This window comes from Shinella sp. SUS2 (assembly GCF_001262505.1).
In the GTDB taxonomy this organism is placed as follows: domain Bacteria; phylum Pseudomonadota; class Alphaproteobacteria; order Rhizobiales; family Rhizobiaceae; genus Shinella.
The window spans coordinates 100,284-115,829 of sequence record NZ_KQ410726.1; the positions used below are offsets into that span (position 1 = coordinate 100,284).

The 15,546-nt window shown below is 66.4% G+C and carries 12 protein-coding genes; 8 read left to right on the forward strand and 4 right to left on the reverse strand.

All coding sequences use genetic code 11. The annotated features are described in order from the left end of the window. Positions 1-2: 2 nt before the first annotated feature. Entirely contained in the window at positions 3-1,097 is a 1,095-nt protein-coding gene (locus AKG11_RS07375) for a glycoside hydrolase family 25 protein (RefSeq protein WP_050743441.1), read from the reverse strand. A 206-nt stretch (positions 1,098-1,303) separates the two neighbouring features. On the opposite strand from AKG11_RS07375, the gene AKG11_RS07380 reads away from it, so the two are divergent. From AKG11_RS07380 to AKG11_RS07400, 5 genes are all read left to right on the forward strand, one after another. Then, complete coding sequence (locus AKG11_RS07380) at positions 1,304-1,903, forward strand: BA14K family protein (RefSeq protein ID WP_023515275.1); 600 nt, start codon at positions 1,304-1,306, stop codon at positions 1,901-1,903. A gap of 185 nt (positions 1,904-2,088) precedes the next feature. Then, positions 2,089-3,885 (forward strand): acyl-CoA dehydrogenase, encoded by a 1,797-nt coding sequence (locus AKG11_RS07385; RefSeq protein ID WP_050743442.1) that lies wholly within the window; start codon positions 2,089-2,091, stop codon positions 3,883-3,885. An 82-nt stretch (positions 3,886-3,967) separates the two neighbouring features. After that, positions 3,968-4,723: a crotonase/enoyl-CoA hydratase family protein gene (locus AKG11_RS07390; protein ID WP_050743443.1), complete on the forward strand. Its 756-nt coding sequence runs from the start codon at positions 3,968-3,970 to the stop codon at positions 4,721-4,723. A 300-nt stretch (positions 4,724-5,023) separates the two neighbouring features. Next, positions 5,024-7,117, forward strand: a complete 2,094-nt coding sequence (locus AKG11_RS07395; RefSeq protein ID WP_024271033.1) for a methyl-accepting chemotaxis protein McpU — start codon at positions 5,024-5,026, stop codon at positions 7,115-7,117. A 131-nt stretch (positions 7,118-7,248) separates the two neighbouring features. Continuing rightward, positions 7,249-8,007: an SDR family oxidoreductase gene (locus AKG11_RS07400; protein ID WP_050743444.1), complete on the forward strand. Its 759-nt coding sequence runs from the start codon at positions 7,249-7,251 to the stop codon at positions 8,005-8,007. 7 nt (positions 8,008-8,014) lie between these two features. Here the strand turns inward: AKG11_RS07400 and AKG11_RS07405 are convergent, their stop codons facing one another. Together AKG11_RS07405 and AKG11_RS07410 are read right to left on the reverse strand one after the other, a co-directional pair. Beyond that, a complete protein-coding gene (locus AKG11_RS07405) occupies positions 8,015-9,265 on the reverse strand; it encodes a class I SAM-dependent RNA methyltransferase (RefSeq protein WP_050743445.1) in 1,251 nt (416 codons plus the stop codon). After that, positions 9,262-10,014, reverse strand: coding sequence for a TlyA family RNA methyltransferase (locus tag AKG11_RS07410; protein ID WP_050743446.1), 753 nt, complete (start codon positions 10,012-10,014; stop codon positions 9,262-9,264). Before AKG11_RS07410 ends, AKG11_RS07405 begins: the two co-directional genes overlap by 4 nt. Positions 10,015-10,266: 252 nt before the next feature. On the opposite strand from AKG11_RS07410, the gene AKG11_RS07415 reads away from it, so the two are divergent. The 3 genes from AKG11_RS07415 (at position 10,267) to AKG11_RS07425 (ending at position 13,433) form a co-directional block, all read left to right on the forward strand. Next, positions 10,267-12,441: a methyl-accepting chemotaxis protein gene (locus tag AKG11_RS07415; protein WP_245290166.1), complete on the forward strand. Its 2,175-nt coding sequence runs from the start codon at positions 10,267-10,269 to the stop codon at positions 12,439-12,441. 255 nt (positions 12,442-12,696) lie between these two features. Further along, positions 12,697-12,918, forward strand: a complete 222-nt coding sequence (locus tag AKG11_RS07420; protein WP_050743447.1) for a hypothetical protein — start codon at positions 12,697-12,699, stop codon at positions 12,916-12,918. An 8-nt stretch (positions 12,919-12,926) separates the two neighbouring features. After that, positions 12,927-13,433 (forward strand): Clp protease N-terminal domain-containing protein, encoded by a 507-nt coding sequence (locus tag AKG11_RS07425; RefSeq protein ID WP_050743448.1) that lies wholly within the window; start codon positions 12,927-12,929, stop codon positions 13,431-13,433. Between the two features lie 102 nt (positions 13,434-13,535). Here AKG11_RS07425 and dxs read toward each other — a convergent pair whose 3' ends face one another. Continuing rightward, positions 13,536-15,455, reverse strand: a complete 1,920-nt coding sequence (gene dxs / locus AKG11_RS07430; RefSeq protein ID WP_050743582.1) for a 1-deoxy-D-xylulose-5-phosphate synthase — start codon at positions 15,453-15,455, stop codon at positions 13,536-13,538. Positions 15,456-15,546: the final 91 nt, after the last annotated feature.

Genomic DNA, 15,546 nt, shown 5'->3' on the forward strand with positions numbered 1-15,546 from the left:
TTTCAGAAATCCTGATAGTTCAGCGGCGTCACCTCGACCAGGCGGCGGCCGACCGTGGTGGTCGCGGTGCCCTTGGCCATGATGCCGGCGCGGACTTCGGCCGTCACGGCGACGGGGAAGGATGCTGTCGCGCCCGAGGCGAGCGTGACGGCGCCGGCCGTCTGTGCGCCGGTGCCGGCTTCGGCCTCGGCCCTTACCGTTGCCTTGAAGCTGCCGCCCGACGGGATGGAGGCGGTGAGCATGGTGTCGACGGGCTCGAAGGGCTTTTCCGGCAGGAGTTCGCCGAAGGCCCAGGCCCTGCCGAGCGCCGCCTTGGTCATCGGTGCGACGTTGACGTCGATATCGGTCAGCGCGCCCTTCACCCGGTAGGGGCAGCGCCGTTTCGAGCAGTTGACGCCGGCGGAGAACTGCCAGAGCGCGTAATTGTCCCAGTTGCCCATCGGGAAGGCGTCCTCGATGCCCGGCTTGTAGCGGGCATACCAGAGCGGCAGGCGCGAGAGGATGCGATACCTGTCACGGTTGAGGGCGATGAACCGGGCGGTCGAATGGTTGGTGTAGAGCACGGGATAGCGGCCCGTGCGCGTCTTGATGTGTCCGGCAAAGACCTGCGCATCCTCCAGCGACATGTAGTTGTCGGGATCGATGCCTTCGATATCGAGCACCATCATCTCGTCGTCCTGGGGATTGGCATAGTCGAGGAAATGGTTGGCCTGATCGATCGGATTGCCCGGCCGGGCGAGGTGATAGGCGCCCCAGAGCAGCCCTTTCGAGCGGGCGAGCAGCCGGCGGGTCTCGTAGAGTTCGCGGCTCACCGCATATTTGCGCCACATGGTCTTGCAATGCGCCACCGTGTCGCCGCTGTGCTCGCCCTTGCAGCTGAAGCTTTCCGGCAGGCCGTCGGACGCCTTGGAGATGAAGCCGGCAATGCGCGTGTCGGACAGCATCTCCGACCAGTCGATCTCGTTCAGCTCATAGGCATCGATGACGATGGCGTTTTCCGGCTTCTTCCACGGTTCGACGTTCGCGGCGCTTGCTGAAAAGGGCAGGGCGGCCAGCAGGAGAAGGGCGGCCAGGCCGGAAAGATGCTTCGGGTTCATGGACGCTCCTGTTCGATATCGCGCCGGCGCAAGTGCGCATGGTGCGCGAAACATGGTTAACGGATGGCTAACATGCACAAAACCCGGCGTTGAACATTGAATCGCGCGCGAGAAGATCGCATATGGAACGAAAGGGACTTTGGTGCGTTTCGCGTTCAAATTGCCGTTCGAGCAACAGTCGAAAGGCCCTCTCAGGGAGAAGTGTCATGAGATTTCTCAACAAATGCCTGGCGGTCGCCATGTCGGCGCTCTTTGCCGCCACCCCGGTCGTGCCGGCCAGCGCCATGCCGCTTGGGGTTCCGAAGGTGCAGACGACCGCGGCCGGCGGCAACGATGTGCAGCTCGTTCGCGACCATGACCGCCGTATCTGGGTGCGCCGGAATTCCGATCGTGGCTGGCGCGCTGACCGCGGGCGGGGCGACGACGGCTGGCGCCGCGGGCGCAGCTGGAACGACGATCGGGGCTGGCGCGATATCCGCCGCTACCGTGGTCCCGACTACCGTTATCGCGACCGGGATGTGGGCTGGCGTGACCGCGGTGACCGCTACGGCTGGTACCGCGGCCATCGCGGCTACCGCTACCAGCGCCCGGGCTATCGTTATTATGACGGTTACTGGTTCCCGCTTGCCGCCTTCGGCATCGGCACCATCATCGGCGGCGCGATTGCCAACGACCGGACCTATGTCGGCGGTGGTGGTTCGCATGTGAACTGGTGCGCAAACCGCTATCGTTCGTACAGGGCCTACGACAACACGTTCCAGCCCTACAACGGTCCGCGCCGCCAGTGCATCTCGCCCTATAGCTGATAGGGCAATCCTCTCCGAGCCGGCGGTCCCCCGGCTCCTGGAACGGGCTGACCGGTCGTTGAGACCGGCCGGCCCGTTTCCGTTTCTGGGGCCTCATCGCAAGTTGACGTTTACGTAAAAATCAATAATCTGTGCGCCAGCGGATCGCCCCGCCGAAGCGGGCAGGCGGCCGGAGGAGGATAGAGATGTACAAGGCGCCGGTCGAGGAGATTGCGTTCACGCTGAAGCATGTGGCGGGCCTTGCGCCCGCGCTCGAAGGCGGCCATCTCGGCGATCTCTCGGACGACCTCGTCGATGCCATCCTCTCCGAAGCCGGCCGGTTCGCCACGGAAGCCGTGGCGCCGCTTGCCGAGATCGGCGACAGACAGGGTGCCCGCCTCGCCGATGGCGCGGTGACGATGCCCGACGGCTGGCCGGCGCTCTACAAGGCCTGGGCGGAAGGCGGCTGGAACTCGCTGACGGCTTCGCCCGATTTCGGCGGGCAGGGCCTGCCGCACATGCTGCACGTCGCCGCGCTCGAAATGTGGAACAGCGGCTCCATGGCCTTTGCGATCGGCCCGACGCTGACGATCGGCGCCATCGAGGCGCTGACGGCGCACGGCTCGGACCACCTGAAATCCACCTATCTGCCGAAGATGGTGTCGGGCGAATGGATGGGCTCGATGAACCTCACCGAGCCCCATGCCGGCTCGGATCTCGGCGTGATGAAGACCCGCGCGGAACGCCGTGACGACGGCACCTATCGCCTCTTCGGCCAGAAGATCTTCATCACCTATGGCGAGCATGATTTCACCGACAACATCGTGCATCTGGTGCTTGCCCGTCTGCCGGATGCGCCGGCCGGCACGCGCGGCATTTCGCTCTTCCTCGTGCCGAAGTTCCTGGTCGGCGTGGATGGATCGCTCGGCGCCCGCAACGATGCCTATTGCCATTCCATCGAGCACAAGCTCGGCATCCATGCGTCGCCCACCTGCACGATGATCTACGGCGACGGCCGCTTCGGTGACGAGCCGGGCGCCATCGGCTGGCTGGTTGGCGAGGAGAACCGGGGTCTCGCCTGTATGTTCACCATGATGAACAACGCACGCCTCGCTGTCGGCATGCAGGGCGTGGCGATCGCGGAGGCCGCGATGCAGAAGGCGATCGCCTATGCGAAGGAGCGCACGCAGGGCAAGGCGCCGGGCTGGCACGGTGGCGACCAGGGTTCGGGCATGAGTCCGATCATCGAGCATCCAGATGTCGCCCGCATGCTCCTGACCATGAAGGTGCTGACCCAGGGCGCCCGCGCCATCACCTATGCCTGCGCCCACGCGGTGGATATGAGTCATGGCGCGGAGGCACGGCACTGGGCCGAGCGCGCCAGCCTGCTCACCCCCATCGCCAAGAGTTTCGCCACCGATGCCGGCGTCGACGTCGCCTCGCTCGGCGTTCAGGTGCATGGCGGCATGGGCTTCATCGAGGAGACGGGCGCCGCCCGCCTCTATCGCGATGCCCGCATCGCGCCGATCTACGAGGGCACCAACGGCATTCAGGCCATCGACCTCGTCACGCGCAAGCTGCCGCTGTCGGATGGTGGCCATGTGCGGGGTTTTGTCGGCGAACTGCGCGAGATCGCCGAAAAGGCCCGTCTTCGTGCGGGCACGGCAAATACGCCGGATCTCGGCGAAACCGGCGAGCGCCTCGATATTGCCATCGCTGATCTCGAAGCCGCCACCGAATGGTTGCTCGCCACGCTCGCCGCGGGCAGGCAGGCCGAAGCGCTTGCCGGTGCCACGCCCTACCAGCGCCTCTTCGGCCTGGTGCTGACGGGGGCCTATCTCGCCAAGGGCGCGCTTGCCGATGGCGGTGACGGTCGCAACGGCGAACGGGCCGCCCTGTGCCGCTTCGCCGCGGAAAACATCATCGGCGAGACGGCGGCGCTGCGCGACCGGGTGATCTCCGGTGCCGGGAGCCTTGAAGCCGCACGTGTGGTGCTGGGATAGGATGCCGCGATCGAACCGATAGGACTACGGCAGAGGGGGCCGGCCCCGTACGATTGCCATCCGGCGAAGGAAACCGATACCCATGACCGACCACATCCTGATCGAGCACCCGGAAAACGCGCCGGGCGTCCAGGTGATCCGCCTCAACCGCCCCGACAAGAAGAACGCCATCACCCGCGCCATGTACCAGGCGATGACCGACGCGCTGAAGGCCGGCGATGCGGATGACAGCGTGCGCGCCACCGTCTTCCTCGGCTCGGAAGGCTGCTTTTCCGCCGGCAACGATCTCAACGATTTCCTCGCCTTCGCAATGGGCGGCACGATGGGGCGCGAGGTGGTCGATTTTCTCCATGCGCTCGCTGCGCACGGCAAGCCGCTGGTCTCCGGCGTCGACGGTCTGGCGATCGGCATCGGTACGACGATCCATCTGCACTGCGACCTCACCTATGCCTCGATCCGCACGGAGTTCCGCACGCCCTTCGTCGACCTGGCGCTGGTGCCGGAGGCGGCGTCCAGCCTTCTCGCCCCCCGCCTGATGGGCCACCAGCGGGCCTTCGCGCTGCTGGCTGCGGGGGAGGGCTTCTCCGCCACCGCAGCGCGGGAGGCGGGCCTCGTCTATGCCGTCGTCGAGCCCGCCGCGGTGGAGCGCGACACGCTCGCCGCCGCCGTGCGTCTTGCCGCCAAGCCGCCGAGGGCGCTCGCCATCGCCCGCACCCTTATCCGGGGCGACGGCGCGGATGTGGCACGGCGGATCGACGAGGAGGCCGAACATTTCGCGGCGCAGTTGAAGAGCCCGGAAGCTCGCGCCGCCTTCGAAGCCTTCATGGCCCGTCGCTAGAACCGGTCCTGAAAGCGGGAACCGCTCTTCCGCCGGGAAAACCGGCAGATTGGTGGGTTGGAGCGCCTTTCGGCGCCTCCCGATCCGGTCGATTTTCCGCACCCCGTTCCGCAGGCACCGGTTACACCCCATTTGTGGTCTGTCAATTTTAACGGTGCCTTAAACACGTTTTCCTATTGTGCGGCATTCTCCGGCGTCCAGCCGGCGGCCGCATGATGCGCCCGATTTTTCGCCTTTCGGCATGCCGTTCAGCATCGCGTCCCCGCCGTTTCCGGCGCGGCGCCCCAGAGAACATCGCCCATGGCCAAGCGCTCCAATCTGATGACGCGCATTCTCGTTGTCGCGTCCCTCGTCGTCGTTGCCGCCTTCACCGGCTTTTCCCTCTATATCGACAGCCTGCAGCGCAGCGTCCTGACGAATTCCGTCGAGGAAAGCATCGACAGTTCCGGCAAGCAGGCCGCCCAGAGCATCGCCAACTGGCTGAATGCCCGCGTCTCGCTGACCGAGATGGCCGGCAATGCCGCCGGCAAGGCCGTGGATGCGACGGGCATCGAAGCCGTGTTGCAGAATGACGTTCTCGTCAGCCAGTTCATGACCACCTATGTCGGCGACGAGACGGGCCTCTTCACCCAGTGGCCGAAATCGGAGATGCCCGAGGGGTACGATCCGCGCAAGCGCCCGTGGTATCAGGATGCCGTCAAGGCAAACGGCAGCGTGCTGACCGAGCCCTATATCGACGCTTCCACCAACGACCTGATCATCAGCGCCGCGACACCCGTCAAGCACGACGGCAAGCTGCTGGGCGTCGCCGGCAGCGACTTCTCGCTGAAGTCCCTCGTCGACATGGTCAATTCGGTCGATCTCGGCGGCACGGGCTTCGCCTTCCTCGTCAGCAAGAACGGCCAGATCCTCGTGCACCAGGACAAGGCGCTCGTCACCAAGACGCTCACCGATGCTTTCCCCGAGACAACGCCGGCCATCGGCGGCGGCATCACGCACACGACCTATGCCGGCAAGCCGGTGCTCGTCTCCTTCGTGCCGGTCACCGGTCTGCCGTCGGTCGAATGGTATCTCGGTTTCACCATCGACAGCGGCATGGCCTATGCGGCGATCGACCAGTTCCGCATCGCCGCGACGATCGCCACGATCCTTGCCGTCGTCGTCATGATGGGCTTCCTTGCCACCGTGCTCTCCCGCCTCGTCGTGCGCCCGGTCAAGGATATGACATCGGCCATGGACAAGCTCGCCGCGGGTGACGTCCGCACGGATATTCCCGGTGAGAACCGCACCGACGAGATCGGCCGCATGGCTGCTGCCGTCGCGGTCTTCCGCGACAATGCCATCGAGCGCACCCGTCTTGAAAACGCTGCGGAAGAAGGCCGCGTGCTCTCCGAAAGCGAGCGCCGCGAGCGCGAAGCCGTCAAGGCGCGCGAAGCCGGCGAGATCCAGCACGCCGTCGAGGCGCTTGCGGACGGCCTCGGCCGTCTTGCCGAGGGCGATCTTGCCCACCGTATCGAAAAGCCCTTCGTCGGCCATCTCGATCGCCTGCGCACCGACTTCAACCACTCGCTCACCAAGCTCCACACGGCAATGACGACGGTCGGCCAGAACGCCCGCGCCATCGATGCCGGCGCCACGGAAATCCGCTCGGCCGCCGACGATCTCGCCCGGCGCACCGAACAGCAGGCCGCCTCCGTGGAGGAAACCGCCGCCGCACTGGAAGAGATCACCACGACGGTGAAGGATTCCACGCGCCGCGCGGAAGAAGTCGGCTCGCTCGTCTCGCGCACCCGTCAGGGCGCGGAGAAGTCGGGCGATGTCGTCCGCCGCGCCGTCTCGGCCATGCAGGGCATCGAAAAGTCCTCGCACGAGATTTCCAACATCATCGGCGTCATCGACGACATCGCCTTCCAGACCAACCTTCTCGCGCTCAATGCCGGCGTGGAAGCGGCCCGGGCAGGCGAGGCGGGCAAGGGCTTTGCCGTCGTCGCACAGGAGGTGCGTGAGCTTGCCCAGCGCTCGGCCAACGCGGCCAAGGAGATCAAGGCGCTAATCACCGCCTCCGGCGAGCAGGTCCGCTCCGGCGTTTCCCTTGTCGACGAGACGGGCGCCGCACTGGAAGCCATCGTGCGCGAGGTGCAGGAGATCAACGGCCATGTGAACGCCATCGTGCTTGCCGCGCGCGAACAGTCGACGGGCCTGCAGGAGATCAACACTGCGGTCAACACGATGGACCAGGGCACGCAGCAGAATGCCGCCATGGTGGAGGAGCAGACCGCCGCCAGCCACGGCCTTGCCGGCGAGGCAGCCGCACTCTCCGCGCTGCTCGCCCAGTTCAAGCTTGGCTCGGGCGGTGCCGGCTACGCCGCAACACCGGCACGCCGCGCGGCTTGAGGCATAGGGAACCATGGAAAGGCCCGGGAGCGATCCCGGGCCTTTCTCTTTTCTGGCCACTTCTTGCCGTGCGGCCGATGGCGCTCCATCTATAGGCGACCCGAACGCAGTTCAGATAGCAGAGGCAGAAAATGGTTGAATTACAGGGACGTACGGCCGTCATCACCGGCGCGGGCCGCGGCTTGGGAGCGGCGCTTGCAATGTCCCTTGCGCAAGCGGGGTGCGAGCTCATCCTGTGCGGTCGCACCCTGGCGGCGGTTGAGCGCGTCGCGGAGACCGTCTGGCAGGCAACGGGCGCCCGTCCGACCTGCATCGAGGTCGACCTTGCCAGCAGCGAAAGCGTGCAGCGCGGCGTCGAGGCGATCAACCGGTTGCAGCGTGGTGTCGATCTCCTCGTGAACAACGGCGCGATGTGGCTGGGGGCGAGCGACGAGCCGCACAGGGCGGAAGACGTGCTGAGCACCGTCAATTCCGCCGTTACCGGTACGTTTCTGTTCACGCAGGGCCTCTTGCCGCTGCTGCGGCAGTCCAGCCATCCGGACATCGTGACGATCGGCTCGATCAGCGGCTTGCCGAATGCGCTCATGCGGGATGTGTCCGTGCCCTTCTACGCCGCAAAGCGTGCCCAGGCTGCCATCGCGGAGGGGCTGCAGCAGATGCTGGCGGGAACGCCCCTGCGCTCCATCGTGGTGCACCCGCCCTATCTCGATGACGTTCAGCCGGGTTCGCCGGAATGGGCTGCGGTGGCCGAGCGGGCGAAGGGCGCGCGCGGCACCACGCGGGATGTGGTCGAAGCCGTGCTCTTCGCCGTCACGCGCCCGCGCCACGTTTCCCTCTCCATCGTGCTGGACGCGGACGATGGCGGGGTGTTCGCCACGCAGGTCGATTGAACGAGGCCTACTTCTCCAGCACCGCCACCGCCTCGACATGGGCCGACCAGAGGAACTGGTCGATCGGTGTCACGAGGCGGATGCGGTAGCCGGCGGCGGTGAGGATCGCGAGGTCGCGGGCAAGGCTCACGGGATTGCACGAGACGGCGACAATGGTCTTGACGCCGGAGCGGGCAAGCTCCTTGCACTGGTCCTCCGCCCCGGCGCGCGGCGGATCGAAGACCACGGCGTCGAACACCTTCAGCTCGGAGGCCATCAGCGGGCGGCGGAAGAGATCGCGCCGCTCCACCGTCACCGGCTTCAGGCCCTGCGTGTTGCGTGCGGCCTGGTCGAGCGCCTTCAGCGCCTTTTCCTCGCCTTCCACCGCATGCACCTTGGCCTGCCGGGCGATACGCAGCGCGAAGGTGCCGGAGCCGGCGAAGAGATCGGCGACGCGCTTGGCCTTGCCGAGCGCGTCCAGCACCAGCTCGGCCATGGCGTCCTCGGCCGGTTTCGTCGCCTGGGTGAAGCCGCCGGCGGGCGGGAAGACGCGCACGCCGGAGAAATCGATCACCGGCTTCTGCGGCTCGATGAGGATTTCGCCGTCGCTGGAAACCCGGGCAATGCCGCGCAGTGACAGGACGCATTGGGTAACGGCGCGCCGCTCCTTGTCGCCCACCTTCTTCACGCCCTCGAAGGCAAGGTCGAGGCCGGAAAGGGTTTCGAGCACGGTTACGCGGAAGGGCTCGGCCGAGGTGGCGATGGCGGCGGCCACCCGGCGGATCGCCTCCAGCATGGACATGATGCCGTCGCTCGAAATCGGACAGTGGTCGATGGAGACGATGTGGTGGCTGCCGGCCTGGTTGAAGCCGAGCAGCATCTCCTTTTCCGTCCGGCGTGCGGTGAAGACGACGCGGCGGCGTTCACCCGGCCGGGCGATGACGAGCGGGGCGACCTCGGACGTCAGGCCCTTGCTCTTCAAAGCATGAACGACGAGGTCGCGCTTGAAGTCGTGGTAGAGCGCATCGGAGGCGTGTTGCAGCGTGCAGCCGCCGCAGGTGCCGTTCTTGCCGTCGGGGCCGAAATGTGCGCAGGCCGGTTCCACCCGCTCGGGCGAGGCGACCGACATGGACATGACCGTGCCGTGGTTCTTGACGCGCGCGACGGCGACCGTCTCGCCCGGCAGGGTGAAGGGCACGTAGACCGGGCCACCGGCTGCCTCCGCAATGCCGTCGCCGCCGCTGCCGAGCCGGGCGATGGTGAGCGTTTCCGTCGTCATGGCTTGCGGCCTCCCAGAAGAAACTCCACATTTCCGTCGCCGCCGGCGATCGGTGAGGGAATGAGGCCGAGGCTCTGCCAGCCCATGTCCTCGACGAGCCAGCGCTCCAGTTCGGCCGCAACAGCCGGCGCGCTGTCCGGGTCTTTCAGCAGGCCCGCCTTGCTGATCGCCTCGCGCCCAGCCTCGAACTGCGGCTTGACGAGCAGCACGCAGAAGGCGCCGGGCTCGGCGAGCGAGAGGGCCGGCGGCAGCGCCAGTTTCAGCGAGATGAAGGAAACGTCGGAGACGACGCCGCCGATGGTACGATCGTCGAGATGGTCCGCGTCGAGCACGCGGGCGTTGAGGCCCTCGTGGCTGGTGACGCGGGCATCCGCCATGAGCCGCGGGTGAAGCTGGTCGTGGCCTACGTCGACCGCGACGACGTGGCTTGCGCCGCGCTCCAGCAGGATCTCGGTGAAGCCGCCGGTGGAGGCGCCGATGTCGAGGCAGTCAAGGCCCGCGGGATCGAACCCGAAGGTCTCCAGCGCGGCCTTCAGTTTCAGCGCCGCGCGCGAGACATAGGCCTGGGCGGGATCGTCGATCTCGATGGTGACGGAGGGGGAAAAGCTCGAACTCGGCTTGGTGACGACGCGGCCGTTGACGCGCACGGTGCCGCGCGTGATGGCGTCGCGCGCCCGCGAGCGGCTGGCGACAAGGCCGGCATTCAGCAGGAGCTGGTCGAGGCGGATGGTTTCTGTAGTTTGGGACATCGCCTCTCATGACGCCTCACGCCCCGGGTGGCAAGCCCCATACGGTGTGTTGCGCCCGGCAAGGCTCGCTGGAACAGATGAAAACCCTAAAACTGTTGAGCTATATTCATCGCTCCTTAAATTATGACAATTAGCATTTGTTAAGCATAAGCCGGCATGACGACGGCGCTTTGCCCTATGACTCCCGAGCAGGGGGCATCCACAAAATCCCATGAACGAGCGGCCCGCCCGGTGCGGGCGCAAGGAGCATGCATGACCTTTCGTCTGTCACACCGCATCGGCCTGATGGCGCCGATTGCTGTCGCGGGCATCCTTCTCATCGTCGGCATTTTCGAAGTCGAAAAGCGCATCTCCGACGACTACCGCGTTACCGTCGAGCGCCATCGCAGCGCCGACGCGCAGCTGCTGGTGCTGGAGACCGAGTTCCTGCAGAACCGGCGGGCGGAGAAGGATTTCCTGCTGCGACGGGACGAGAAATACACCGCCGCCCACAAGGAGATTTCCGCGCGGGCGGAGAAGACGCTTGCCACGCTCGACGGCCTCATCGAAGCGCCGGCGACCCGTGCTGACCTCCAGGCGATCTCGGAAGGGTATGCGGCCTACCGCAAGAGTTTCGCAACGCTCGCCGATGCGAGCATTGCGCTCGGGCTTGATCCGTCGTCCGGGCGGGAAGGCGCCATGCGGTCGGCCGTGCATTCGATCGAGGAGCTGCTGAAGACCGTCGACGACAAGGGCCTCCAGGTCAGCATGCTGATGATGCGCCGCCACGAGAAGGACTTCATCATGCGCCGCGACGCGAAGTACGTCGCCAGGCATGCCGAGGAGCGCGCGGCTTTTGCCAGCGCGCCGGTGGACAGGTTCGGTGGTGCCGCAAACCAGGCGACCATCCTCAAGGCGCTGGACACCTACGGCAAGGCTTTCGAGGACTATGCGGCGATTGCCGAGACCGAGGCTGCAGCCAGCGCCGGTGTCTCCGGGGCCTTTGCCGCCGTCGAGCCGTTCTTCGACCGGGTATCGGCCGCCATCGCCTCGGACAAGGCGAAGGCCGAGTCGGAAAGCGCAAGCGCCCTGGAGATGGCGCACAGGATCGCGATCGCCGCGATCCTTGCGGCCATCGCGGCGATCGCCGCCACGGTCCTTCTCATCGGCCGTTCGATTTCCCGCCCGATCGTCGCCACCACAAAGGCGATGACGCAACTTGCCGGCGGTGACACCGCCTCGGCCATCCCTTTCGCCAGCCGCCGGGATGAAATCGGCCAGATGGCCAGCGCGGTCGAGGTTTTCCGTCAGGCGGCCATCGCCAATCGCCGTCTGGAAGCGGAAGCCGCGGAGAACCGTTCTCGTGCCGAGGCCGAGCGTGTCCGCCTGCAGGACGAGGCCGAAGCTTCGGCGCAGGCGCGTCTGCAGCAGGCCACCTCGGGGCTTGCCGGCGGCCTGCGCCGCCTTGCGTCCGGCGATCTCAGCTTCCAGCTGACCGAACCCTTCGCGCCCGATTTCGAACAGCTGCGCCATGACCTGAACTCGGCCGTCGCACAGCTTGGCGAAACGCTCGGCTCCGTCGCGCTCTCCAGCACCTCCATCGACGACGGTTCGCGCGAGATCAGCGAGAGCGCCGACGATCTCTCCAAGCGTACGGAGCAACAGGCCGCCTCGCTGGAGGAAACGGCCGCGGCACTCGACGAGATCACGGCCAATGTGGCGAGTTCGACGAAGCGGGCGGAAGAGGCGCGCAGCGTCGCCAGCGAAGCGAACCGCAGCGCTCTGAAATCCGGCGAGATCGTTGCCGGCGCGGTCGAGGCGATGAAGCGCATCGAGACGTCGTCCAGCAGGATTTCCAACATTCTCGGTGTCATCGACGAGATCGCCTTCCAGACCAACCTGCTCGCCCTCAATGCGGGTGTCGAGGCGGCGCGCGCGGGCGAGGCCGGTAAGGGTTTCGCCGTCGTGGCGCAGGAGGTGCGGGAACTTGCACAGCGCTCGGCGCAGGCAGCACGCGAGATCAAGGAGCTGATCCGCAATTCGGCCGCCGAAGTGCAGGGCGGCGTGCGGTTGGTACAGGATACGGGTGCTTCGCTGGAGGCGATCGGCATGCATGTCGCCACCATCAACCAGCACATGGATGCCATTGCGATTTCCGCCCGCGAGCAGTCCGTCGGCCTCAGCGAGGTGAACACGGCCGTCAACCAGATGGACCAGGTCACGCAGCGCAATGCCGCCATGGTCGAGGAGGCGAATGCTGCCAGCGCATCGCTTGCCAACGAGGCGGTGCGCCTGCGCGATCAGATTTCTCGCTTCGTCCTGCCTGGCGCGGCGCGCGAACTCCGGGCCATGCACCGCACGATGGAGACGGCCGCGCGCCCAGGTCACTGGCCGGTGGCGGTCTCCCGCGGCAACACGGCCCTCGCGCAGGAATGGACGGAATTCTGATCTCCACCTGAACGACAGGAAAGCGCCCCGGCCCATCCGCCGGGGCGTTTTGTTTTCAGCGGGAGACTGAGGGCGGAGATGCGACTATTCGCGGCGCCCACCCTGACAGCCGTCCGGCGGAGGGTCTGAAAGATGGTGGAGGCAATGCCGGAAACGGGGGCCGGTATCCTGCTCCTGAAGCCAAGCCGCACATAGCCGGCATCTCCTGCGTCAACCTTGGTTGACGGATGTCGAATCGTCAACTAAAGTTGACATATGGTCGATCTCGAAAAGCTGCCCGATCCCGAAGATCCGGAAAACGCCTTTGCGGCGGTGATTGCGCTTCGTCGCCTCGCGGACGGGCTGGAGCGGCGGGCGGTGCGATCGGCCTTGAAGCAGGGCTGGTCGTGGGCGCGGATCGCGCAGGCGCTCGGCGTCACCAAACAGGCCGCCCACAAGCGGCTTTCGGATATCGCCGCGGGCGACGATCCCGCATAGGAGGTTTTGTGTTCGACCGGATCAAGGAACGCTTTCAAAGCATGGGCACGATCAAGGCCCTTTGTGAACAGGCGGAACAGCATGCAAGGCAGGACCAGCAGAAGGAGCCCGGCGCGGAGCATTTCCTGCTCGCGGCGCTCGATCTGCCGGATGGCACCGCCCGCCGCGCCTTCGAGGCGATCGGCGCCGATCCCGATGCGTTTCGTCCCGCCATCGCGCGCCAATATGCGGATGCGCTGAAAATGCTGGGGCTTCCCGCCGGGCTTGCCGCGGGTCTGACGGAACCGGAGCCGGCACCCGCGCAGCGTGCCGTCTTCGACGCTGCACCCTCCGGCAAGGCGGTCATGCAGACGCTGGCGGAAGGGCGGGGCAGCCACAACCCACTGCTTGGCGCCCATGTCGTTGCGATCGTTGCCGCCATGCCGCATGGCGTTGCGGCCCGTGCCTTGCGGGCGATGGACATCGACGCCAAGGCCCTTCAGGCTGCGGCGGACCGCATCCTGGGCAGCCAATAGGGCAATCCCCGCAAACGCGCGACGCAGATTGCGCCGCACTTTCTTTAAAACAGTGAGGGAGAGCGTTTTGCGCTGCCGGAAACAGCGGAAACGCCGCGGAGATCAGCCGGCGACGCCCACGCCGACAGCCTTCTGGCCGAGGGCCTGGAAGACCGTGGAGACGATGCCGGCACGGTCGAGGCCCGCCTTGGCATACATCGCCTCGGGCTTGGCCTGTTCCATCCAGATATCCGGCAGCACCATCGGGCGCACCTTCAGGCCGTGGTCGAGCAGGCCTTCGAGCGCCAGGAACTGCAGCACATGGCTGCCGAAACCGCCGATGGCGCCTTCCTCGATGGTGATCAGCACCTCGTGGTGGCGGGCAAGCTGGCGGATCAGGTCGTGGTCGAGCGGCTTGGCGAAGCGCGCATCGGCGACCGTCGTGGACAGGCCGGCCGCATCGAGGTCCTCGGCGGCGAGCAAACAGTCGGCCAGTCGCGTGCCGAAGGAGAGGAGAGCCACCTTGGAGCCCTGCTTGACGACGCGGCCCTTGCCGATCTGAAGGATCTCGCCGCGAACAGGCATGTCGACGCCGACGCCCTCGCCGCGCGGATAGCGGAAGGAGAGCGGGCCCTCGTCATAGGCGGCGGCGGTGCGCACCATATGCTTCAGTTCCGCCTCGTCGGCGGCTGCCATCACCACGAAGCCGGGCAGGGTGGCGAGATAGGTCGTGTCGAACGAGCCGGCATGGGTCGGCCCGTCGGCGCCGACGAAACCGGCGCGGTCGATCGGGAAGCGCACGGGCAGGCCCTGGATGGCGACGTCATGCACCACCTGGTCGTAGCCGCGCTGCAGGAAGGTGGAATAGAGCGCGCAGAACGGCTTGTAGCCTTCGGAGGCAAGGCCGGCCGCAAAGGTCACGGCATGCTGCTCGGCAATGCCGACATCGAAGATGCGGGCCGGATAGGCCTTGGCGAACTTGTCGAGCCCGGTGCCGGACGGCATGGCGGCGGTGATGGCGAGGATCTTCTCGTCGAAGCCCGCCTCCTGCACCAGCGCCTCGGCGAAGACGGAGGTATAGGCGGGGGCGTTCGGCTTTGCCTTCGCCTGCGTGCCGGTGATGACGTCGAAGGTGTTGACGCCGTGATACTTGTCGGCGGCAGCTTCCGCCGGCGGATAGCCCTTGCCCTTCTGGGTAACGACGTGGATCAGCACCGGGCCCTTGGAATTGTCGCGCACATTGCGCAGCACGGGCAGAAGATGCTCGAAGGAATGGCCGTCGATCGGGCCGATATGGTAGAAGCCCATCTCCTCGAACAGCGTGCCGCCGGTGACATAACCGCGCGCGTGCTCCACGGCGCGGGTGATCGCCCGGTCGACCTTCTTGCCGAGATAGGCCGTCAGTTTCTTGCCGAGATCGCGGAAGCCCATATAGGTGCGCCCGGAGGCGAGGCGTGCGAGATAGGCGCTCATCGCGCCGGTGGGCGGGGCGATCGACATGTCGTTGTCGTTGAGGATGACGATGAGGCGGGCATCGAGCGCACCGGCATTGTTCAGCGCTTCATAGGCCATGCCGGCGGACATCGCGCCGTCGCCGATGACGGCGATAACGTTGCGGTGCTCGACGGAAAGGTCGGCCGCGACGGCCATGCCGAGGCCGGCGGAAATCGACGTCGAGGAATGCGCCGCGCCGAAGGGGTCGTATTCGCTCTCTGCGCGTCGGGTGAAGCCGGACAGGCCGTCCTCCTGGCGCAGCGTGCGGATGCGCTCGCGCCGGCCGGTAAGGATCTTGTGCGGATAGCACTGGTGGCCGACGTCGAAGATCAGCCGGTCCTTCGGCGTGTCGAAGACCTTGTGGATGGCGATGGTCAGCTCCACCACGCCAAGGCCAGCACCCAGATGTCCACCGGTGCGCGAGACGGCATCGACCATTTCGGCGCGCAGTTCGCTGGCAAGCTGCGGCAGGTCACGGTCGTCCACGGCCTTCAGGTCCGCGGGAATGCGAACCTTGTCGAGCAGGGGGGTGGCGGGTGCTTGGGTCACTCTCATGCCTCGTGTTCTCGCCCGTGTGCCCTGGCTCCGTTGCGGAACCCGGCCCGGACATGCGGTCTCATGCCGCGCTCACCTGTCACAT

Coding starts and splice junctions, on each gene's coding strand:
- AKG11_RS07375 (WP_050743441.1), bottom strand. CDS start 1,097: ATGAACCCGAAGCATCTTTCCGGCCTGGCCGCCCTTCTCCTGCTGGCC.
- AKG11_RS07380 (WP_023515275.1), top strand. CDS start 1,304: ATGAGATTTCTCAACAAATGCCTGGCGGTCGCCATGTCGGCGCTCTTT.
- AKG11_RS07385 (WP_050743442.1), top strand. CDS start 2,089: ATGTACAAGGCGCCGGTCGAGGAGATTGCGTTCACGCTGAAGCATGTG.
- AKG11_RS07390 (WP_050743443.1), top strand. CDS start 3,968: ATGACCGACCACATCCTGATCGAGCACCCGGAAAACGCGCCGGGCGTC.
- AKG11_RS07395 (WP_024271033.1), top strand. CDS start 5,024: ATGGCCAAGCGCTCCAATCTGATGACGCGCATTCTCGTTGTCGCGTCC.
- AKG11_RS07400 (WP_050743444.1), top strand. CDS start 7,249: ATGGTTGAATTACAGGGACGTACGGCCGTCATCACCGGCGCGGGCCGC.
- AKG11_RS07405 (WP_050743445.1), bottom strand. CDS start 9,265: ATGACGACGGAAACGCTCACCATCGCCCGGCTCGGCAGCGGCGGCGAC.
- AKG11_RS07410 (WP_050743446.1), bottom strand. CDS start 10,014: ATGTCCCAAACTACAGAAACCATCCGCCTCGACCAGCTCCTGCTGAAT.
- AKG11_RS07415 (WP_245290166.1), top strand. CDS start 10,267: ATGACCTTTCGTCTGTCACACCGCATCGGCCTGATGGCGCCGATTGCT.
- AKG11_RS07420 (WP_050743447.1), top strand. CDS start 12,697: ATGGTCGATCTCGAAAAGCTGCCCGATCCCGAAGATCCGGAAAACGCC.